18 protein-coding genes and 1 tRNA gene are annotated in these 21,226 nt (G+C 43.0%); 5 read left to right on the top strand and 14 right to left on the bottom strand.

The window, feature by feature from the left end; translation table 11 throughout:
* Positions 1-7: 7 nt before the first annotated feature.
* The 3 genes from FLP08_RS13445 to mazG all read left to right on the top strand — a co-directional run bounded on the left by FLP08_RS13445 (position 8) and on the right by mazG (position 1,417).
* A tRNA-His gene (locus tag FLP08_RS13445) sits at positions 8-83 on the top strand.
* A gap of 95 nt (positions 84-178) precedes the next feature.
* A complete protein-coding gene (locus FLP08_RS13440) occupies positions 179-580 on the top strand; it encodes a lipocalin-like domain-containing protein (protein ID WP_156277418.1) in 402 nt (133 codons plus the stop codon).
* A gap of 63 nt (positions 581-643) precedes the next feature.
* The gene (gene mazG / locus FLP08_RS13435) at positions 644-1,417 is read left to right on the top strand and encodes a nucleoside triphosphate pyrophosphohydrolase (RefSeq protein ID WP_156277416.1); all 774 of its coding nucleotides are present in this window, start codon (positions 644-646) and stop codon (positions 1,415-1,417) included.
* Here mazG and FLP08_RS13430 read toward each other — a convergent pair whose 3' ends face one another.
* From FLP08_RS13430 to FLP08_RS13395, 8 genes are all read right to left on the bottom strand, one after another.
* On the bottom strand, positions 1,418-2,044 hold the full coding sequence (locus tag FLP08_RS13430; RefSeq protein WP_156277414.1) for a class I SAM-dependent methyltransferase: 627 nt from the start codon (positions 2,042-2,044) through the stop codon (positions 1,418-1,420).
* Between the two features lie 7 nt (positions 2,045-2,051).
* A complete protein-coding gene (locus tag FLP08_RS13425) occupies positions 2,052-4,394 on the bottom strand; it encodes a DUF349 domain-containing protein (RefSeq protein ID WP_156277412.1) in 2,343 nt (780 codons plus the stop codon).
* A gap of 119 nt (positions 4,395-4,513) precedes the next feature.
* Positions 4,514-5,242 carry a shikimate dehydrogenase family protein gene (locus FLP08_RS13420; protein ID WP_156277410.1) on the bottom strand — a complete coding sequence of 243 codons (729 nt, stop codon included), beginning with the start codon at positions 5,240-5,242 and terminating at the stop codon, positions 4,514-4,516.
* On the bottom strand, positions 5,239-6,255 hold the full coding sequence (locus FLP08_RS13415; protein ID WP_156277408.1) for a DUF368 domain-containing protein: 1,017 nt from the start codon (positions 6,253-6,255) through the stop codon (positions 5,239-5,241). Before FLP08_RS13415 ends, FLP08_RS13420 begins: the two co-directional genes overlap by 4 nt.
* The gene (locus tag FLP08_RS13410; RefSeq protein WP_156277406.1) at positions 6,242-7,180 is read right to left on the bottom strand and encodes a DUF368 domain-containing protein; all 939 of its coding nucleotides are present in this window, start codon (positions 7,178-7,180) and stop codon (positions 6,242-6,244) included. The genes FLP08_RS13415 and FLP08_RS13410 overlap by 14 nt, the downstream gene beginning before the upstream one ends.
* A 39-nt stretch (positions 7,181-7,219) precedes the next feature.
* The gene (locus FLP08_RS13405) at positions 7,220-8,617 is read right to left on the bottom strand and encodes a tetratricopeptide repeat protein (RefSeq protein ID WP_156277404.1); all 1,398 of its coding nucleotides are present in this window, start codon (positions 8,615-8,617) and stop codon (positions 7,220-7,222) included.
* A 91-nt stretch (positions 8,618-8,708) separates the two neighbouring features.
* Positions 8,709-9,905: an aspartate aminotransferase family protein gene (locus FLP08_RS13400; protein ID WP_156277402.1), complete on the bottom strand. Its 1,197-nt coding sequence runs from the start codon at positions 9,903-9,905 to the stop codon at positions 8,709-8,711.
* Between the two features lie 8 nt (positions 9,906-9,913).
* Complete coding sequence (locus tag FLP08_RS13395; protein WP_238388499.1) at positions 9,914-11,737, bottom strand: OstA-like protein; 1,824 nt, start codon at positions 11,735-11,737, stop codon at positions 9,914-9,916.
* A gap of 177 nt (positions 11,738-11,914) precedes the next feature.
* Here FLP08_RS13395 and FLP08_RS13390 point away from each other — a divergent pair, with 177 nt between their 5' ends.
* Together FLP08_RS13390 and FLP08_RS13385 are read left to right on the top strand one after the other, a co-directional pair.
* On the top strand, positions 11,915-12,703 hold the full coding sequence (locus FLP08_RS13390; RefSeq protein ID WP_156277400.1) for a ferritin-like domain-containing protein: 789 nt from the start codon (positions 11,915-11,917) through the stop codon (positions 12,701-12,703).
* Between the two features lie 24 nt (positions 12,704-12,727).
* Positions 12,728-13,579: a ferritin-like domain-containing protein gene (locus tag FLP08_RS13385; RefSeq protein WP_156277398.1), complete on the top strand. Its 852-nt coding sequence runs from the start codon at positions 12,728-12,730 to the stop codon at positions 13,577-13,579.
* A gap of 71 nt (positions 13,580-13,650) precedes the next feature.
* Here FLP08_RS13385 and FLP08_RS13380 read toward each other — a convergent pair whose 3' ends face one another.
* The 6 genes from FLP08_RS13380 to FLP08_RS13355 form a co-directional block, all read right to left on the bottom strand.
* Positions 13,651-14,922, bottom strand: coding sequence for an adenylosuccinate synthase (locus FLP08_RS13380; RefSeq protein ID WP_156277396.1), 1,272 nt, complete (start codon positions 14,920-14,922; stop codon positions 13,651-13,653).
* 11 nt (positions 14,923-14,933) lie between these two features.
* Positions 14,934-15,389 carry a Fur family transcriptional regulator gene (locus FLP08_RS13375; RefSeq protein WP_107012696.1) on the bottom strand — a complete coding sequence of 152 codons (456 nt, stop codon included), beginning with the start codon at positions 15,387-15,389 and terminating at the stop codon, positions 14,934-14,936.
* A 24-nt stretch (positions 15,390-15,413) separates the two neighbouring features.
* Positions 15,414-17,627, bottom strand: a complete 2,214-nt coding sequence (locus FLP08_RS13370) for a RelA/SpoT family protein (RefSeq protein WP_156277394.1) — start codon at positions 17,625-17,627, stop codon at positions 15,414-15,416.
* A gap of 35 nt (positions 17,628-17,662) precedes the next feature.
* Positions 17,663-18,901 (bottom strand): M48 family metallopeptidase, encoded by a 1,239-nt coding sequence (locus FLP08_RS13365; protein ID WP_156277392.1) that lies wholly within the window; start codon positions 18,899-18,901, stop codon positions 17,663-17,665.
* A 14-nt stretch (positions 18,902-18,915) separates the two neighbouring features.
* Entirely contained in the window at positions 18,916-19,728 is an 813-nt protein-coding gene (locus FLP08_RS13360; RefSeq protein WP_156277390.1) for a TrmH family RNA methyltransferase, read from the bottom strand.
* A 146-nt stretch (positions 19,729-19,874) separates the two neighbouring features.
* A complete protein-coding gene (locus FLP08_RS13355) occupies positions 19,875-21,221 on the bottom strand; it encodes an amidohydrolase family protein (protein WP_156277388.1) in 1,347 nt (448 codons plus the stop codon).
* Between the last annotated feature and the right edge of the window lie 5 nt (positions 21,222-21,226).

Below are 21,226 nucleotides of genomic sequence, written 5' to 3'. Positions count from 1 at the left end.
ATCAAATGGTGGTTGTAGCTCAGCTGGTTAGAGCGCCGGATTGTGGTTCCGGAGGTCGCCGGTTCGAAACCGGTCTTCCACCCAAAAGCAAAAGCTTCTCTTTTCAGAGAAGCTTTTTTTGTTTACACGCAACCTTTCCTACAATAGCTCATCTATTTACTGAACCAATCTTCTCAAAATGAAAAATTTAATTCTTCTTGTTTCTATTCTTTTATGTTTTGCCAGTTGCAGCAATGACGAATTTGAACTTAAGGTTAGCAACCTTACCATAGAAAAATTGGAAGGTACCTGGAAGCTTACCGAAACCTATATAAGTCCCGGAGGTGAGACTACCTGGCGCACTGTGGAAGATGGGATGGAATATGTCTTTAAAAACAATAATACTTTTCAGGCCTCAGAAGGAGAATGTCGGGAAGGGAATTACGAATTAGACCTGGAAAATGACTTATTGATCTTTAATTGCGAGGATTCATCTAATAGCGCACGTTCTTATAAATTAATTAAGTTAACCAGTTCCGAGCTCGAGATAAATTATATAGGATGTATAGAAGCCTGTATTCTCAGATTTAGAAAGCAATAAATTTAGCGTAGCCGTTCATAGTCCGGTATTGAAATGCTATTTTTGGAAAAATCATTCTACGCTATGAATTCCAGAGAAGATCAGCTTAAAGCATTCGACCGTTTATTGACCATCATGGATGAGCTCAGGGAACAATGTCCCTGGGACAGGAAACAGACCATGGAGTCTTTGAGACATCTTACCATAGAAGAGACCTATGAGCTTGGAGATGCGATCCTGGACAAGGATATGGACGAGATCAAAAAGGAGCTGGGAGATGTTTTACTACATCTGGTCTTTTACGCTAAAATTGGCAGCGAAACCAATGATTTCGATATTGCTGATGTAGCGAACAGCATTTGTGATAAACTCATAGATCGGCATCCACACATTTATGGGGATGTGAAGGTGGAGAACGAAGAAGATGTTAAGAAGAACTGGGAAAACCTAAAGCTGAAAGAAGGGAAGAAATCTGTGCTCGAAGGAGTGCCCAGATCTCTTCCGGCAATCGTGAAAGCGAACAGGATTCAGGATAAAGTGGCTGGAGTAGGCTTCGACTGGGAAGAACCACAGCAGGTATTTGAAAAACTAAAGGAAGAACTGGAAGAACTTCAGCACGAGGTAAACCTGGATAATAAGGACGAAATAGAAGCCGAATTTGGCGACGTCCTTTTTTCCATGGTGAATTATGCCCGTTTCCTTAAGGTAAACCCGGAAAATGCCCTTGAACGCACCAATAAGAAGTTCATTAAACGTTTCCAGTACCTGGAGGGAAAAGCTAAAGAGAATAAAAAGGCCCTGAAGGATATGACCCTGGCCGAAATGGATGTTTTCTGGAATGAGGCTAAGAAACAGTGATCAGGTAGAAAAGACTATATGATCCTTGAAAATATCTACCTGGGTGAAATCGAGGTTTTCCCGGATCCATTTCAAAGTGTCCTTTCTATAAAAAATCACATGGGTGGGATCGTTCTTATAATGCCAGGCCTCAAAGTTTCCCGAGTCATCCCATAAAGCAGTCTTGCAATATAATTTTCCGTTTTTCTTTAAAAGAGACCTCAAAAGCTTGAATTCTTTAAGAGGTTGCTGGAAATGTTCCATTACCTCGCAGCAAACTATAAAATCAAATTTTTCAGCCAGCACCTCCTGGTTGGGTTGAAAGTACGGGTCATAAAGCTTAATGCTGAATCCTTTTTTTTCCAGTTCATTAGTGATCACAGGGCCGGTACCACAGCCAAAATCCAGGCCGCTGGCATCTGGTTGAAAGTCCTGCTTTACATGTTCTACAATCGGGTTTACGAACTGAATGTACCTGGGGTCGGTAACATCGTTATTATGAAGGCTGTATCTGCGCTTTTCCTCTTCGGCTTCGAGAAAAAACTCGGGGGCAAGTAAAATTGCCCTGCAACCTGTACATTGTAGATAATCCCGGTCATTGGCAGATACAAACTTTAGGGTACTACAATTGCATAAACTGCAGGGCATGCTATTCTTAATAAAGTGATTTTATCTTCCTGAGCTTTTCTTCCCAGACCTCAAGATCGGCTTTATGGTTCTCTATGTTCTTGTGCACTTCCTGTACAAGCGGATTGTCGTCGTCTACATTAGAAAAGAACTGAAGGTTGTTTTCCAGCTGCCTAATTTCAGACTTGGTTTCTTCGATCTTCTTGGTTAAGAAATAATGCTCATTCCTTATTTTCTTATCATCATCTGCATCATCCAGGGCCTGCACTTTGTTCTCATACTTCATCATCTCGGCCTTGGTGTGGTCTACATCCATTTTCTTGAACAACTGGTCCAGGGCCTTGTTGAATTTGCCTTCGATAAAACGTTTGTTATAAGGTACTTTTCCTATTTCTTTCCAGTTATTGATCTGTTCCTTGATAATGGCCAGGTCTTCCTTTTTCTTTCCGGTAAGCTCTATGGACTTAACCTTGTCCAGGATCTCTTTTTTCTTTTCAAAAGCCTCGATCTCCTCCTTATTATCTTCATTTCGCTGTGCGTGCATGCGATCGAAGTAATGGTTGCAGGCTTTTTTGAACTGTTTCCAGACCTTATCGCTATCCTTGCGCGGTACATGGCCAATCTTTTTCCAGTCTGCCTGAATCTTCTTCATCAAAGGAGTTACGGTCTTAAAATCGTCGCTATCCTTATTGTCTTCTGCGATCTGTATAAGCTCCTTCTTTTTCTCAAGGTTTTCGTATTGCTGCTTTTTCAGGTTCTTGTAAAACGCGTTCTTTTTACGGTTAAATCGACGCACATTTTCCTTGAAGGCAGTCCAGGTTTCCTGGTTCTTGCTGCGTGGTACCTTACCGGCGCTGAAGAACTTTTCCCTTAGGGCCTCGATCTCTTTGATCATTTGCTGCCATTTGTTATGACTTTCGAAGTCCTGGTCTGCGATCTCTTTGATCTTCTCGATTATTTCCTGCTTACGCTCCCAGTTCTTTTCATACTCTTCATCAAGTTGGCTGAAATATTCCTGGCGTTTGTCGTGTATCTTTTTTGTTGCCGCACTAAACCTTTCCCAAATATCCTCACGATATTCTTTGGCTACAGGACCCAGTTCTTCCTTCCACATCTTGTGGAGCATCTGTAACTCCCTGAAAGCACGGTTCACATTGGTCTCCTGTGCCAGTTCTTCAGCACGGTCTATTACCTTGAGCTTTTGTTCCAGGTTATGTTTAAAGTCCATATCCCTGAACTCGCGGTTAAGGTGCAGAAAGTCATAGAAATTCTCTACATGATGGTGGTAGGTGTTCCAGACGTTATTGTAGCGGTCCCTTGGAATTGGTCCTGCTGTACGCCATTTTTCCTGAATCTCTTTAAAATGGTTATAGGTAGTGTTGATGTTCTCTTCTACATCTAACAGGCCTTTTAACTCTTCAATTAGCTCCAGCCTTTTATTGAGGTTCTCATTAAGATCTCTTTTCAGGCGCTTGTAGTAATTGTTACGTTGCTCTTTATAATCAAAATAAATGGAGCTGAAGCGTTTTTTTAAGGGAGTAGAGTAGTGGAAGTCTATAATATTCCCGCCATCGGCAAGGAATTCCTCTTTTTTCTCTTCCATTTCCTCATCGAACTTGGCGTTGAACTCTGCACGAATTTCTGCTACATGTTCCTTGATCGCCTGTATTTTCTCCTTTTTTAATAATTTTTCCAGTTCATCGGCCAGGGCTTCCTGGCTCATGGCATGATAATCCTTCTTCTCGATATCGTGCCTTTCATTAGCACTTTCATCCTCGCTGTCTTCAGCCACGGCGCTATCCATGTCTTCTTCATGGTTGCCAGAAGATTTCTTGTTCTCGTCAACCACCGCATCACCTATATCGCTGTCCAGGTCGTCATCCTCGTCTTCCTCATCTTGAGCGGCCGTTTTTTTAGCTTCAGATTCAGATACCATGGCATCTTCGTTATCTGTGGAATCTGAAATTTTCTTTTCAGATTTGTCTTTATCGTCAGATTTTTCCTCTAAAACTTCCGGTTCCTTGAAAAATGGATTTTCAGCTTCTTCCTTTTCCTCCAGGTCGGTATAAGGATCTTCGTCGGGATTCTCTTTTTCCTGAGCCTTTAATTTTGAAGTGGCCTTGCCTGAAGCCGATTCATCCAGCATGGCATCTTCATGGTCTGTAGACTCTATTTCGCCCTTGGCAGGCTCCTGTTTATTATCTGAAGGCTTTTCAGTAGTATCTTTAGGTTGGTCACTAACAGATCCTGCCGACATTTCTTTCCCGCTGTTTTCCGAGGTATTCTCTTTGGAGACCTTTTCGCTCTCCTGCTTCTTCAATTCCTCGGAAGAAAGCTCCTTTTTCTTATTCTCATTTTCTTGCTGTGACATATATTTCAATGTTAAGGTTCCTCAAAAATCTATTTAAGCTGAAAGATAACAACTCCCCTAAAATTGAACAAGGGATTGGTTTTATTTATGTGGCTTATAAAAGCTATTTATTGAAGGGATTAGCTATTCCAGATAGCCCAGGCTTTTTCTGCCTGCTGTTTAAGCATTTGCAGGCCGTTCAATGTAGTTGCACCTTTTTCTGCGGCAAGTCGCATAAGTTTGGTTTCCGAAGGATTGTAGATCAGGTCGAAGATAAGGTGGTTTTTACCAATATATTGGAATGGAATATCCGGGCATGCTTCTACATTGGGGAAGGTTCCCAGGGGGGTAGAGTTCACAATAAGTTTGTATTGGTCAAGAATATCCCTACCAAGTTGCTGGTAAGAGAACTGGTCATTTTCCGCAGTCCTGGATACGAACTTATGATCGATATTCAAAAGTTCCAGGGCATAGGCCACGGCTTTAGAGGCACCACCGGTACCCAGTATGAGCGCGCCGGAATGTTGAGGTTGCAAATGAGGTTTAAGAGCCTCCATAAAACCCCAGTAGTCTGTGTTGAAACCGGTAAGTGAGCCATCCTTTTCAAATTTAATGGTATTCACTGCCTTGATCCTGCTAGAATGCTCGTCCAGCCTGTCCAGGTAGGGAATGACCTGTTCTTTATAAGGAATGGTCACGTTCATTCCTGAGATCTCTTTATTCTGGATCACTTCCGGAAATCTTTCTATGCTGGGAATATCAAAATTCAGGTATTCTGCATCGATATTTTCCCTGCTGAATTTTTCAGAAAAATATTTTCTGGAAAAAGAGTAGTCAATATTTTTTCCAAGGAGTCCGAATGTTCTCATTTTGCTGAATTTCGATTTTCGTACCAGGCCAGGCCTAAAACTATGAATATTCCTATCAGAATAAAAAATATGGCCAGCCAGGTCTCTGAAGAATGGAATTCGGGCAGGTAGCGGTCGTAATTGTCTATGATCCTATTTCCCTCACGATCTATCAGGATCTCTCCCTTCTTGTTCATTTTATAGATCTTTTCTTTCCAGGGCCAGACCACGCCCAGGGAACCGGTAATAAAACCAATGATGACGGCAAAGGTTTCTTTTTTACGTTTTTTAAGCACATAACCCAATAGGTGAGACAGCGAAACCAGTCCGGCCAGAGAACCGGCGGCAAATACCACCAGAACCTGTAGCATTCGTAACCTTTCAGAATTATCAAGAAAGCTGAAATCCAGCAGGATCACTTCCGCAATAGTATCATATAGCGCGTTGACCGAATCCACCAGTAACAAAACATAATTTCCTAGCAGGATTAGGATAAAACTACCCGAAAGTCCGGGAAGGGTCATCCCCGAAACGCTGATCATCCCGCAAACGAAAACGAACCAAAGATTGTCATTCTCCCGCGCCGGTTCCAGGAAGCTAATTCCTATCCCGCATATCACGCCCAGGACGGCGAAGATCACCGAGTTCTTGTCCCACTCATCAAAGTCTTTACTAATGTAGTAGATGGAACCTATGATCATTCCGAAGAACGCGGCCCAGACATACAGTTCGTAATGAACTATAAGGTAATCCAGGATCTTGGAAACGCTAAAATAGCTTATGAGCATTCCCAGGATAAGCAGTCCCAGGAATTTACCGTTAAGATATCGAAACAGACTTTTGAACCTGCCCGAAATAAGAAGTTTAAATGCTTTTAGATTTACTTTCTGCAGGGAATAGATGAATTCTTCATAAAAACCTGCTACGAACGCTACCACACCGCCAGAAACCCCCGGTACCTTGTTGGCGGCTCCCATGGCAAGACCCTTAAGCACAAGCAGGATCTTATCGGTAAACGTTCTAGTTTGCTGCATCTGCCGGATCGGAATGATTATTGGCGACTAATTCCAGAATAAGGATCAAAAGAAAACCGGCAAACATAAGTAAGATCGCCCATAAGGTTTGAGGATCCCCATTAAAATTCCCCGGTAATACCGAGGCTTCCTTAAGTACCACTTCCTTGTCTCCATAGACAGCGGTTTCCAGCACCTCTTTCCAGGGCCAGATCTTGTTGAGTGATCCCGCAATAAAACCGGTGAGAACAGCAAGGGTGATATTGCTATAATGTTCAAAAAGCCATTTGAGAACCTTGGAAAAGGTAAGCAGGCCAAAGATCGCCCCCAGGCCAACAATGCCCAGGGTCTTAATATCGAAATCATGGGCCGCTTCAGTAACAGATTTATATGCGCCCAGTAACACCAGGATAAAAGCTCCGGAAATTCCCGGAAGTATCATCGCACATACCGCTATGGCGCCGGCAAAGAACAGGAAAAGGTAGCTCGAATTAGTTGACATGGGCGGCAGGCTAACGATATAGTAAGCAACCGCAGCACCTATCAAAAGGGCCAGGATGATCTTAAAATTCCATTTAGGGATCTGTTTTGCGACAAACCAGATGCTGGCGACTACCAAACCAAAGAAGAAGGACCAGATAAGCACGGGATGGTTTTCCAGCAGGTAATTGGTTAGGCGCATCACCGTGAAAATACTTATCAAAATTCCGGAAAATAGCGCCAGTATAAAATTACCATTTAGTTCTTTCCACATAGAAGAAAAGCCTTCTTCTTTCCAGGTGGTTAAAAGGGACGGGTTCACCCCACTAATGGTGGTGATCAATTCTTCATAGATCCCCGAAATAAAAGCGATCGTACCTCCAGACACGCCGGGCACAACATCTGCGGCGCCCATGGCCATTCCTTTAAAAGTTACTTTGAGGTAATCCAAAAAACTTCGCTGCATCTTCTTTTTTTGTGATTTCGCCCAAAGGTAGCAAAATTACTAAGAGAGCTTTACGAAGGAATTTATAATTTGTCGCACGCTTTTGCGCTCGAAGATATTAGGGAATAACTCCTCGATGATAATGTAATATTCTGAATCTATTTTCAGGGCATTGTTGAGGTGGAAGTAGCCTTTCTCCCCTTTATTGGTAGAAAAGAAAAGTCCCGCCAGGCGGTATTCTATCTCTGCCGTGTTCGGGTAAAATTCCAGGGCCTGTATCATACTGGTGATAGCGGTTTCATATTCTCCGAGCCCGATAAGGATATCACATCTCCTTATCCAGGTCTCAAGCTCATAATTGCCCAGTTCCAGGCTTTTTTTGTAACCCTGTTCAGCTTCCTCATAAAAGTTAAGGCGGCTGTTGATCTTGGCATATCGCTTCCAGTACAGCACATTCTCTTCATCTATGTTGATAGCCTTGTTGATGTAATAAAGCGCTTTCTGAAAGTTCAGCTTTTTGATATAGAAATCGGTGATCGCGATCCAGCCTTTATCCAGCAAGGGATCCTCGTGAACCGTTTGCTTGTAGTTCTTCAACGCGAAATCGTCGCATCCCAGTTTCTCGAAACATTTACCAATTCTCAGGTAGGCGAAAGAAGTAGGGTCTTCCAGCTCCAGGGTGATATTATAGTTCTCGATAGCCTCGTTGTAGCGTTTCAGCTTTTCCAGGACCTTTCCTTTTTCAAGGTAGGCACCTACGAACCTGTCGTCACTGATTATGGCAAAATCGAAGGCAGCCAGGGCCTTGTTGTATTCTTTAAGGTCAAAATATTGTTTACCTACCTGGTGCCAGGCCACCTCGCAGTAAGGGTTCTTATCCAGGTACATGTTCAGGTATTCTATAGCTTCGGTCTTCTGCTCAAGAAAATCGAAACAATACATCACATTATAAAGTGCCGAATAATCCTCATCATCGGCCTCCAGGCACTTCATAAAACTGTATTTTGCATTTTCGAAATCTTCCAGGAACAGGTATTCCATCCCTATGAGATTGAATATTTCTGCATCCTCCAGGGTGATCTCCAGGGCGGCCTCAAGCATTTTGATAGCTTCGGCGTGCATATCCTTTTTAGAGTAGATCTGGGCTTTCTGAATGTATATCTCCTCATTAGAAGATTCCAGTTCTTTTAGTTCGTTGAGAATACCGTCTGCCAATTCCAGTTTATCCTCAAAGACCAGGATCTCCACCTTGAACAGTTTTAGGTTCACAGATGCAGGATGCTGGGCAAGTCCCATCTTCACAGCTTTTTTAGCCAGGGAGATCTTACCGTTTTCTAGATAGTAATGAATAATATTTTCAAACTCGTTAGAATCGAAGAATAAAACATCGTTTGTCTTAAGCATGGATTCGAACCTGGCAAGTGAGAAATTATCTTCTTCGTTATGGCTTAACTGCATAAGAGAGGGATTAAGGGATTTCTACTGTACTAAAGTTAAAAATGATTAAAGGCGATTTGGGAATTGCGTTTTATTGTTGTTAACAAAATAATTAACACTCCTTGTCTTCCTTCTCAATTTCAGTGAGTATGTCAACAATAATGCCACAACCTTTCAATATTTCTTCATCAGAGATGGTTAGCGGCGGAGTAAGCCTCACTGCTCGTTTTTCATAGAGCAGCCAGAATAGGATAAGCTGGTTTTCCTTGGCCCTGAGAACCAGTTTATCGGCAATTTCGGCAGATTTTAGGATGAGGGCCAGCATTAATCCCTTTCCTCTAATTTCTTCGATAAGAGGATGCTGTAAGTTTTTTCTGAATAAATTTTCTTTCCGCAGGCTATCTTCCATCAGCCCTGTTTCGGTAATTTCCTGTAAGGTGGCGAGTGCGGCGGCGGCGATCAAGGGATTTCCGCCAAAGGTGGTGATATGCCCAAGTTTAGGATTATCCATTAAAAGGTCCATCAGGTCCTCTGAAGCCGAAAATGCTCCTATGGGCAGGCCGCCTCCCATACCTTTGCCCATGGCAACGATATCTGGCACCACTCCGAAATTTTCAAATCCGAAGAGCTTGCCGGTACGGCCAAAGCCTGGCTGAATCTCGTCCAGGATGAGCAGTGCGCCAACTTCTTCACATCTTTGTTTTACCTTTTTCAGGTAATCTCCTTCCGGCATGATAAATCCCGCGCCTCCCTGAATGGTTTCCAGGATCACGGCGGCAGTTCTTTCGGAGATCTTTAAAAGATCTGCTTCATTATTGAATTCAATAAAAGAAATATCCCCTACCAGGGGGCGGAAGGGCTTCACCCTTTCTTCGAAATCCATAAGGCTAAGGGAGCCCATGGTATTGCCGTGATAGGCTTTTTTTGCAGCTATGATCTTAGATCTATTTGTAGCACGCCTGGCCAGTTTCATCGCGCCTTCGATAGCTTCGGTACCCGAATTTACCAGGTAGGTTTTGCTTAAGGGATCGGGTAGATGTTCTGAAAGCAACCTGGCAAGGGCCACCGCGGGTTGCTGGGCATACTCGCCATAGACCATCACGTGCAGGTATTTATCTGCCTGTGACTTTATGGCAGCAACTACCCGGGGATGAGAATGCCCGAGGCTGCAGGCAGAAACTCCCGCAACAAAATCCAGGTGTTCTTTTCCATCGGTAGTGATAATATAGCTGCCTTTTGCGTGGGAGACCTCTAAAGCAAGTGGATGCGGAGTAGTTTGGGCCTGGTATTTTAAAAAATCCTTTCTCAAAACTTTTCCTATTCTTTTGCTTTAATACTATCTGTGGCCGGCGGATCATTTTTGATAGAATCCTTCTGAACCTCTTGCTTTGTCTTGAGGCTGTCTAGGTCCTGGTTTTTCAGGACTTTGGGGTCTAACCTTGAATTCTCATTCAGGAGCGGGTCGTCATCCTCCCTTTCATCAAAGAACTCATCCGGTTCATCGGGTAAGGGAATTCCTTTGATCTTAGGTAGTTTTAAAGGTGGGTCTCCTTCAAAAAGGCTCTCCTTGCTGGTAATACGTTCTTCGCCACGCCAGTTGAAGCCTTGCAATTGGCGAGCATTGGGAGGGAAGTCTTCTTCAGGAGTAAGAGTTCCATCTACCTGATTGTAATAATAAATATCCTGTATCTGCTGTTCGTTGAAGAAGATCTCCACTGAACTGGCCAGCGTCTTATTAATTCCAATAAGATCGCTATCCTCGTTACGCATATAATTAAGCGTCTCCGTATTCTTATTAATAACCACTTTCTGCAGCTCATTATCTACAAAATAACCGGTTAGTTCTTTTCCCCTGAGCTGATTATAACCTTCGATCGTATCTTTTTGAATAAGAAAGGCATTGTCGAAGACCAGTAAGGAATCCAGCTGCTCGGTTTTGGTATTGCTCTGCAGGTGAATGCTATCGCCAGACATCTGGTTTTCGCCAGACCAGAGCACCGGTTTGCCATTTCCAAACCTGCTCATGTTTATAAGCTTGGTAAGTCCCGATTTTTGATCGGAATAGATAGAATCACTTCTACCGCTCATCGGGTTTTCCCCGGTTTGGTCTTCCTTAAAGATGCGTACATCGTAATATCCGCGGATGATCCTTTTTTCGGGCTTGCCAGTAATCATGATGGTGTCACTGTGAATAAATAGGGTGTCACGATCCTGAAGGCTTGCAGCCATAGCGCGTTTGGTTATGAAAACCGAATCCTTGTCCCGGTAAACCTCTGCATAATGCCCGGTGACGCGACTGTCGTTTATGGTGTCTATAACCCTGATATTATTGGTTGCAGAAGCAAAGCTTTTTCCCCGGTTAAAATAAAGACTGTCGCCTTTTAAAATCCTGTTATCGTAATTGATCTGTGAATTCTTTACAAAGTAGCCATTATCTGCCCGGGTATCATAAAACCCTCGTTCACAGTAAACCGTGCTGGTCTCACTCTCGATGGTGGATGGTCCGTATAAATAGGCATGCCCGCTTTCTGAATAAAAATCCAGCTGTTCAGAATTGATGGTGTATTCAGGATTGGTTACCACGACCTGGTTCACAAAACTGTATTTGTCCTGGTCCATATAATACCTGCCAACGGTACTGGTAAGTACACTGGCGGTATCGGTGACCTTTCCGCCACTTCTGTAATATGCCTGTTGTTTGATCCTGTCGAAGAAAAGACTATCCGTTTCCAGGGTGGTTTGTGGCCTTTCCATTCTTACATTCCCGCTGGCGAAGGCGAACTCGGTATTGCCGTTGTATTCAGCATAATTACTGGTCATACGAACACTATCGCCCTGCTGCATCCTAATGTTCCCGTAAGCCTTAAAGAAATTGGCATTCTTATAAAAAACTGCATTATCGCACCATACTTCAATACCATCATGATCAAAATATACCTGGTTGTCCACTTTACTAAGAATAAGGGCTCCAGGATATCTTTGTTCGTTCTTTAAAGTTCGGTCTGAATCATAATTGATCTCCTGGTTTTGCTGGGCCAGGACCTGTATGCTGCAAACGAGAAAAAAAACTATTATAGAATATGGTCTTAACAAGCTGAAATTTTTTTCAAAAGTAATGAAATTAGAAGTATCAGTTTTCAATTTTAAGAGATACCGGGTTTTATTACTAATCTTCAACGTTTCTTAAATATTCTTAATGTAATCAGTGAAAGCATAAAGCTTTCTCAAATTAAGGCGTTTTAAGATAAACTTAACTACCACATTAAAACCAAGGCTGGTTTCTAATCGTAAGTTTCAATGGAAACTAAAATTTTAATTATGAAAAAACCCTTAGTCAAGGTGGATGTGTTAGATGCATCTTCCGAAAAATCGAAAAACAATTCGCGAAGGAAGTTCATTAAATTGGGGGGACTGGGAATAGCCGGGACCAGCTTTTTACTGTACGGCTGTAGTGAAGAAGAATTTAATCCCGGAGGAAGCCCAGATATGCCAGACCCAACACCAGATCCAGATCCAGGTATGGAAGTATTCGATCTTGGTAGCGGTGATGTAGGAATTCTGAATTATGCCTACGCCCTGGAACAACTGGAAGCAGCATTCTACACGCAGGTACGCGCTGGAGCATATTATGCCGGTGCACCACAAGAGGAAAAGGATCTTTTTGATGACCTATATAATCACGAGGTAATTCATAGAGATTTTTTCAAAGCTGCGATCACATCAGTAGCTGGGGAAGAAAATACGCTTCCTGACCTCGAATTTGATGTTTCTTCAATAGATTTTGATAGTAGAGATTCAGTTCTTGCAACTGCTATGGCATTAGAAGATACCGGAGTAGGAGCCTATAATGGTGCCGGGGATAGAATTGCAGATGCTACCTATCTAACCCTCGCCGGAAAAATCGTTTCTGTCGAGGCAAGACATGCTTCAGCGATACGGTCCCTGATTAATCCAGATTCCGCAGATTTTGCCGGGGATGATATAGTTAATCCTGAAAATGGACTGGACGTGGCTTACGATCCTTCTGAAGTGTTTGATATTGCAGGTGACTTTATCGTTACTGAATTTACAGCAAACAATTTACCGGAACCAATGACCGGAGCATAATCTACTAACATCAAAAAAGACATTATGAGTATTATAAAATTATTAGATGAATTTTCATCTGAAAAATTAACCACAAAATCATCTTCAAGAAGAGAGATGTTCAATACGCTTGGCTCTTTTGGGAAAAAGGCAGCAGCAGCTGCAGTACCGTTTGGTCTGGCAACTTCCGGAAAAGCAAAAGCGGCTACAGCTGCTTTTTTTCAGGAGAATTCTGCAGTCGATGCTTTACAATTAGCACTTACACTAGAATATCTCGAAGCTGAATTCTATATAAAAGCTTTAGAATCTGGAGTGTTAACAGCAGGACGTGCAGAAACTGTTTATATGCAAATTTCTAAGCACGAATCTGCTCACGTAGATTTTCTACGTGCAGGACTGGAAGGTGCAGGGGCAACTCCTGTTGATTCACCAACTTTCGATTTTACTGCCGGTGGAGCTTTTGATCCGTTTAATGATAATGGAATAGGTCAGGAAACGGCTTATGCCCAATTACTGGCATTGGCTCAGGCATTTGAAGATACTGGAGTAAGAGCTTATAAGGGACAGGCTGGAAATCTAATGGGAACTGCTTTCCTTGAACCTGCACTTCAGATACATTCTGTTGAAGCGAGACATGCTTCTGAAATCAGAAGAATCAGAGGCCTTGAAGGTTGGATTACCGGAAGTATGAGAGGTGATGGTATGCCAGAAGCAACTCAGGCGGTTTATGATGGAGAAGAGAATGTGATGCAGGGCGGAGTTAACGTAACCGGGCTAAATTTTGCAGACCCTATTGTAGGTGATGTGACAGAGGCAGTTACTCAGGCTTTTGATGAGCCAATGAGTGCAGAGACTGCAACAGCTATTGCAAGCCTGTTCATAGTTTCAGATGAATAGAAGAACAATATAAGTTCAATAAAAAAAGGCTGCCAGATGGCAGCCTTTTTTTAATTAGGGGATAATATAAATTATCTCTTGATAGTTTGTTTCCTGTCTGGACCAACCGAAACGATGGTGATAGGAGTTTCAAGTTCTTTTTCAAGAAAATCCACATAATCGTTAAATTCTTTCGGTAGTGACTCGGCATCGGTCATCTTTGTAAGATCTTCTTTCCAGCCCTTTACTTCAGTATAAACCGGTTGAAGGTTTTCTGGTTCAATATTATATGGCAGGTGGGTGATCTCTTCACCTTTATATTTATATGCGGTACATACCTTTAGCGTATCAAAACCGCTAAGCACGTCCCCTTTCATCATTATAAGCTGGGTAATCCCATTCACCTGTACGGCATATTTCAGCGCTACAAGGTCAAGCCATCCACAACGTCTTTTTCTTCCGGTAGTGGCTCCAAATTCGTTACCTATACGGCCCATTTTTTCTCCCACCTCGTCAAAAAGTTCAGTTGGGAAAGGTCCGCTACCAACCCTGGTAGTATAAGCTTTAAAAATTCCAAAGGCTTCACCTATTTCCCTCGGAGCAACACCAAGACCTGTGCAGGCACCGGCAGCGGTAGTGTTCGAAGAGGTCACGAAAGGATAGGTTCCAAAATCTATATCCAGTAAGGATCCCTGGGCACCTTCGGCAAGTATACTTTTGCCATCTTTCATCGCCTGGTGTAAATATTCCTCGCTGTCTATAAAAGTTAGTTCTTTTAAGGTTTCCACGGCGGTCCAGAACTCTTTTTCCAGTTCTTTCAGGTTATACTGTATTTCGACGTCGTAGAAAGCGATCATTTTCTCATGCTTATCTGCAAGGGCACGATATCTTTCTTTCCAGTCTTCCAGCTCAAGATCTCCAACTCTTAAACCATTTCTTCCGGTCTTGTCCATATAAGTTGGGCCAATCCCTTTAAGCGTAGACCCGATCTTTGCCTTACCTTTGGAAGCTTCAGAAGCAGCATCCAGCAGCCTGTGCGTTGGAAGGATGAGATGTGCTTTTCTAGAAATAAGCAGTTTAGACCTGTAATCGATATTGTGTTTGGCCAGGTTGTCCAGCTCTTTTTTAAAGATCACCGGGTCTATAACCACCCCGTTCCCCACCAGGTTCACGCTATTATCGTGAAAAATACCTGAAGGGATCGTGTGTAAAACATGTTTCTGACCGTCGAATTCTAAAGTGTGCCCTGCGTTGGGACCTCCCTGAAAACGCGCAATAATATCGTATTTTGAGGTAAGGACGTCGACGATTTTGCCTTTTCCTTCATCACCCCATTGAAGACCTAGTAGTAAATCTACTGCCATGAATTTTTAACTTAATTGGTTGATTTTTTGTTTCCGTAGAAGTATAGTGAATGTTTTTTGATCTCGATATCGAATACCTCTTCGATGGTCTGCTTGATACTCTGGATCCTGGGATCGCAAAATTCAATAACCTCGCCGGTATCGGTGAGTATAACGTGATCGTGCTGACGGTCAAAATAAGACTTTTCGTATTGCGCCTGATTCTGGCCAAACTGATGTTTTCTTACCAGCCCGCACTCCAGCAACAGCTCAATGGTATTGTAAAGAGTGGCGCGGCTAACACGGTATTTCTTGTTTTTCATTTTAATGTAGAGGGATTCTATATCAAAATGATCATCAGAATTATAAATCTCCTGAAGTATAGCGAACCTCTCCGGGGTTTTCCGGTGTCCCTTCTCCTCAAGATATTTAGTGAATACATTTTTTACGACCGCCTGATCGTTTTTATTTACGACTTTTTTGCTCATAATTTGCTTTGCAAAGGTAAAAGTTTATTCACGGGTAACCTTGTCTATCCCGTTAATTTTTTTGAGCCTTTGGATGATGGTATTCAGAATATTATTGTTCTTTACCACCAGGGTGATCCTTCCGCTGAATACCCCGTCTGAACTGTCAAAATTCAGGTTTTTCATGTTCACATGCATGTTGCTGGAGATCTCCTGCGTGATCTCGCTCACCAACCCGAGATTATCTATACCATGTAATTTTATTACTGCCTTGAAATCCTGCTGTGAACTGTCTATCCATTTCGCCTGAATGATCCGGTAAGCGTAATTGCTTTGTAACTGTAGGGCATTGGGACAATCCTTCTTMTGTACCTTGATCCCATCGTTCACCGAAATGAACCCGAAAACATTGTCTCCCGGAATAGGGTTGCAACAATTGGAAAGCTTGTATTCCAGTTTTTCTTCTTCCTTACCGAAGACCAGCTGATCGTATTTGGCCGTGATCTCGTCTTTATTAAGGTCTGAGGCCACCTGAGGCTTTTTGATCTTACTTTTAAAATAGCTCACCAGGGAATTGCTTCTCGAAGAAGCGAAATCCTTAAGCATCTGGTTGTCGATCTTGCCAATGCCAACCCTGTAGAACAGGTCCAGGCTGGTTTTAAGGTTAAAGAATACAACCAGTTCATTGATGGATTTCTCATTGAACTGTATCTTCTGTGCCTTTAACTTTCTGGCCAGGATAGCCTTTCCTTCTTCGGCGATCTCCTTTTTCTCTTCTTTTAGGGAAGATTTTATCTTCGCCCTGGCTCTGGCCGTATTGGCATAATCCAGCCRGTTAATATTCGGCTTGGCATTTTCTGAAGTAATGATCTCAACCTGGTCGCCGCTTTTGAGCTCGTGGCTTAGCGGTACCAGTTTGTTGTTAACCCTTGCACCTCTGGTATGCAGGCCAATTTCTGTATGTATACTAAAGGCGAAATCCAGGGGAGTGGAACCCTTAGGTAAGGATTTTAGATCTCCCTGTGGAGTGAAAACGAAGATCTCCTTGGAATATAAATTCAGTTTGAACTGTTCCACAAAATCTACGGCATTCACATCGGGGCTCTCCAGTGCTTCCTGTAAACGGGTCACCCATTCCTCGAATCCGCGTTCTTCTTTGTTGTCCTTGTTACCCTGTTTGTATTTGTAATGAGCCGCATATCCCTTTTCAGCGATCTCGTTCATGCGCTCACTTCTAATCTGTACTTCCACCCACCTGCCTTTAGGTCCCATCACCGTAATGTGCAGGGCCTCATAACCGGTAGATTTTGGAGAGGAGATCCAGTCCCTGAGCCTTGTAGGGTTGGGGCGGAAGTGATCTGTAACTATAGAATATATCTTCCAGGCAAGAAATTTTTCCTGGCTGGGTTCGCTCTTGTAAATGATCCTGATGGCAAACTTATCGTAGATCTCGTCAAAACTAATGTTCTGCGCCTTGATCTTTCTGTTGATGGAATAAATGGATTTTGGCCTTCCCTTGATCTCATAATCCAGGTCTTCCTTGTCCAGCGAATCCTGGATCACCTTGCTGAAAACCTTAATATATTCATCCTGATCTTCCTTGCTTTCCTTGATCTTGGTGAGAATATCCTGGTATACTTCCGGTTCGGTATATTTCAGGCCAAGGTCTTCCAGTTCGGTCTTGATATTATAAAGACCAATACGATGGGCCAGAGGAGCGTAGATATATAAGGTTTCTGAAGCGATCTTCACCTGCTTGTCTGGCCGCATGGCGTCCATGGTTTGCATATTATGCAACCTGTCTGCGATCTTAATAATGATCACCCTTACGTCATCGTTAAGGGTAAGCAGCATTTTCCTGAAATTTTCAGCCTGCAGGGATACATCCTTATCCTTTTTTAGATTGGAGATCTTGGTAAGACCATCTACGATTTTGGCAACCGTCTCCCCAAACATATTCCTTAGGTCTTCCAGGGAATAGGCAGTATCTTCAACCACATCATGCAGTAATGCTGCAGCAATCGATGTCGCATCAAGGCCAATCTCTGATGCGACGATCTTGGCCACCGCAATAGGATGAAAGATATAGGCTTCACCAGATTTTCTTCTCTGGTCTTTATGCGCATCCACAGCCGTATCAAAAGCCTTCCTGATCAATTTCTTATCGTCTTCAGAAAGGGTTTGATAACTTATACGCAGCAGCTCCTTATACTGCCTGGCGATCTGTTTATTTTCTTTTGCTATAGCTGCCTCTGTCATAGGTTAAAAATACAATTAAGATTCAAAGCAAACAACTAAAATCCGGCCTTCAGATTTCGGTATCGCTGCAATAGACTGGGGTGGGAAAAATGTACAAAAATATAGGCTTTATGCGGGGTTAGATTGCTTAAAGTATTTTTGGATAACTTCTTCAAACTGGAGATCAGCGAGTCTCCGCGATAGGTCTTTTTTGCGTAATTATCTGCCTGGTATTCAAATCTCCTGGAGATATAATTCATTATCAATCCAGTAATTTCTGAAATTGGGCTGTACAATATTCCGAAAGCTACCAGGCCGATATGAAAACTCGGTTGATCGACGCCCAGAGCTTCAGAAAGTAAAGGATTCCCCACAAAAAGTGATAGCAGCCACAGGGTGAATCCGGTAGTAAGAATAGATGCCACCAGGTTTATGATTATGTGGTTCTTTTTGTAATGCCCCACCTCGTGCGCCAGTACTGCCACTATCTCTTCTTCTTCCAGGTCGTTTATCAGGGTGTCGTAAAGGGTGATCCTTTTTTCGCTTCCAAATCCTGAAAAATAGGCATTGGCCTTGGTACTTCTTTTAGATCCGTCTATCACAAAAATATTGTCAAGTTGGAATCCTACACTCCGGGCATATTCCTCGATCTTGGTGCGTAAGGAACCATCTTCCAACGGGCTTTGTTTGTTGAAAAGCGGTACGATTAGTTTTGCGTAGAACATATTCATAAAGACCGAAAATACTGCGATAAGGATCCAGGCGTACCACCAGAAATCCTCTCCCGCGAACTGGTAGAACCAGACGATAAGCGCTAAAATTCCGCCGCCAATAACTGCAGTCATGGCCAGGCCTTTAAGCTTATCCAGGAAAAATGTCTTTTTTGTGGTCTTATTGAAACCGTATTTTTCTTCGATCACAAAAGTGCTGTACCAGGAAAATGGGGTCATAAGTATATCGCTTCCCAGCATGATAATGCCGAAAAAGATCAGGGCGATCAAAATTGAATTATCACTAATACTCCTGGCGATCTGGTCCACCCAGGCGAATCCATCAAAAATAATGAATCCTAAGGTGAGCAGTACAGAAAATGTGCTTGAAAGGAGTCCGAACTTAAAGCGCTCTTTCTTGTAATTCTGCGACTTTTCATATTCTTCGGTATCATAAACATCTTCCAGCTCTTCAGGAATGGGGTCATCAAAATGTTTGGCATTTAGGGCATCCAGGATCTTGTCGATCACAAAATCGATGATGATAATAGCGATAATGATATAATATAGGCTTTCTGGTGTCAAATTTCCTTGGTTTATTAAGGTTGAAGGCTGCGTTGTCTTTTAGCTTCAAAAATAAGAATTCCGCAGGCCACAGAAACATTTATGGAATCGATCTCCCCGTGCATGGGAATTATGATGTTCTGGGTAGAATTTTTCAGCCATTCCTCACTAAGCCCCGTGGCTTCGGTGCCCATGACGATAGCGGAGGCCTGCCTGAAGTTTACCTCATGATAAGATTTGGAGGCCTGCAATGCGGCGGCATAGACCGGTATCTTTTTGTTTTTGAGGAATTCGATGATCTCTGAAGTACTACCGGTAGCGATATTATTGGTAAAAAGGCAGCCAACGCTGCTTCTTATGATATTTGGATTGTAAAGGTCTGTCTTGGGATTGGCGATGATTACGGCATCCACTGCAGCAGCGTCTGCTGTTCTTAACATGGCGCCAATATTTCCGGGTTTTTCCGGCGCTTCGGCTACCAGGATAAGCGGGTGTTTTGTTTCAAACTCCAGTTCTTCCAGTTTGTTTTCCCGGCTTTGGAAAACCGCTATCAAACCTTCGGTACTGCCTCGATAAGCGATCTTATCGTAAACTTCATGGCTTATTTCGGTGATCGCAGCAGGATTTTGGGTGTTGGATTTCGAGATCTTGACCACTTCCTGCAGGTCTATTAATTCAGGAACAAAGTAGAGGTGAAGGGGTGTGTAGCCTCCCTTGATGGCCAGGGAGATCTCCCTTTGACCTTCAACCACAAATGCTCTTTCTTTCCTGCGATTGCGAGACTTCTCCTGTAGCTGGAGCAACCACTTTATTTCCTTGTTCTGCGCGCTGGTGATCTGTTTAAACATAGGCGTAAAAGTACGTAGATAATAAGCATAAAAAAAGTTCCCTGAAAACCTCAGGATGTATTGCCTTAAACTATTTCAGCTTCTTCTAAAAGATATATTGATCTAAAGAAGAAGCTGAAAATGGATTTTGCAGGATTTTGAAAATCCTATGGAGAACTTTCAGAATCGGTAGGAATTTCTTCTTTACCGGATTGATCCTTATACTTTTTGGAATATCTTTTCCAAAGTTCGGTTTGGTGGGTTTCAAGGCTGATCTCCCTGCCATCTATATAAGCATGGGAAAGTATATTGCCTCGCATGTCCAGCGCATCTCCTTCAGAAATGAAAAGCGTTGCCGATTTCCCTTTTTCCAGGCTGCCGTAATTTTCGTCAATGCCCAGGATCTTTGCCGTGTTAAGAGTTATAAGTTTCAGGGCATCTTCCTTGTCCATCCCAAAAGCAGCCGCGGTACCGGCATAGAATGGCAGGTTCCTGGAATTCATTCTTTCCATTTGTCCGCTACCTTCAATGGCTACCAGAACACCTTCTTCATATAGCTTTCCGGCTAACTTATAAGAATAGTCATAATCTTCATGAGCTTCTTCTGGCACGCTGTGCGGGCGACCAACCAGAACTGGGATATTGTTGTTTTTCAGGGCTTCGGCTACCCCGGTAGAATAATATCCGCCTACAATGACCATATGTGGCAGGTTCTGATCTTTTTTGAACTGTATCGCGTCCAGGATTGCTTTTTCCTCATTTGCGTGGACGAAAACTTTTTTCTCTCCGCCAAATACCGTCTCCATGGCAAGGTATGGCAGGTTTTTATAATCCCTGTCGCCGTCTAGGTAAGCTTTTGCTGAAGCGAAAAAATCTGAAAGCTCCTGAACATTTTCTACATAACTCTTATTTGGTTTTAAGTTAGGATCTTCACCTCTCCATTTGCTTCCTCTTTTGTAGGTGTCTGGCCAGTTGATATGCAGGCCGTCGTCCTCTTTTACCACAGCATCTTCCCAGTTCCATGCATCGAACTGAACGATAGATGAAGTACCGGAGATCCTGCCGCCTCTTGGAACGATCTGGCCTAGAAGCACTCCGTTAGGCCTCATGGATTCAACGATCTTACTTTCGGCATTATAGGCGATCAAGCTTCTGATATTGGGCAGCATTTCTCCCATTTCATCCTCATCCTGGGTGGCCTTAACCGCAGCGATCTCTACCAGACCCAGGGTTGAATTTGGAGCGATAAAGCCAGGGTAAACATGTTTACCCTTTGCGTCTATGATCTTTCCCGGGTATTGTCTTTTGGTAAGATTGGCCGCGATCACCTCGATTAGTTTTCCGTTTTCGAAAATAACAAGGCTGTTCTCGATCACTTCCCCGTTACCCAGGTGGGCGGTAGCACCAACTATGGTCACCGCTTCGGTTTGTTTGCCCGCAGGTGTTTGCTGGGCCAGGCTTTTTCCTGAAATTACCAGGAAAGCCATTAATATATAAGTATTTAAAGTTTTCATTTTCT

Origin of the sequence: Christiangramia aestuarii, assembly GCF_009735585.1 — a bacterium.
GTDB lineage: Bacteria > Bacteroidota > Bacteroidia > Flavobacteriales > Flavobacteriaceae > Christiangramia > Christiangramia aestuarii.
Note: the sequence above shows the minus strand (reverse complement) of the source record. Positions and strands in the feature narration are given on the sequence as shown.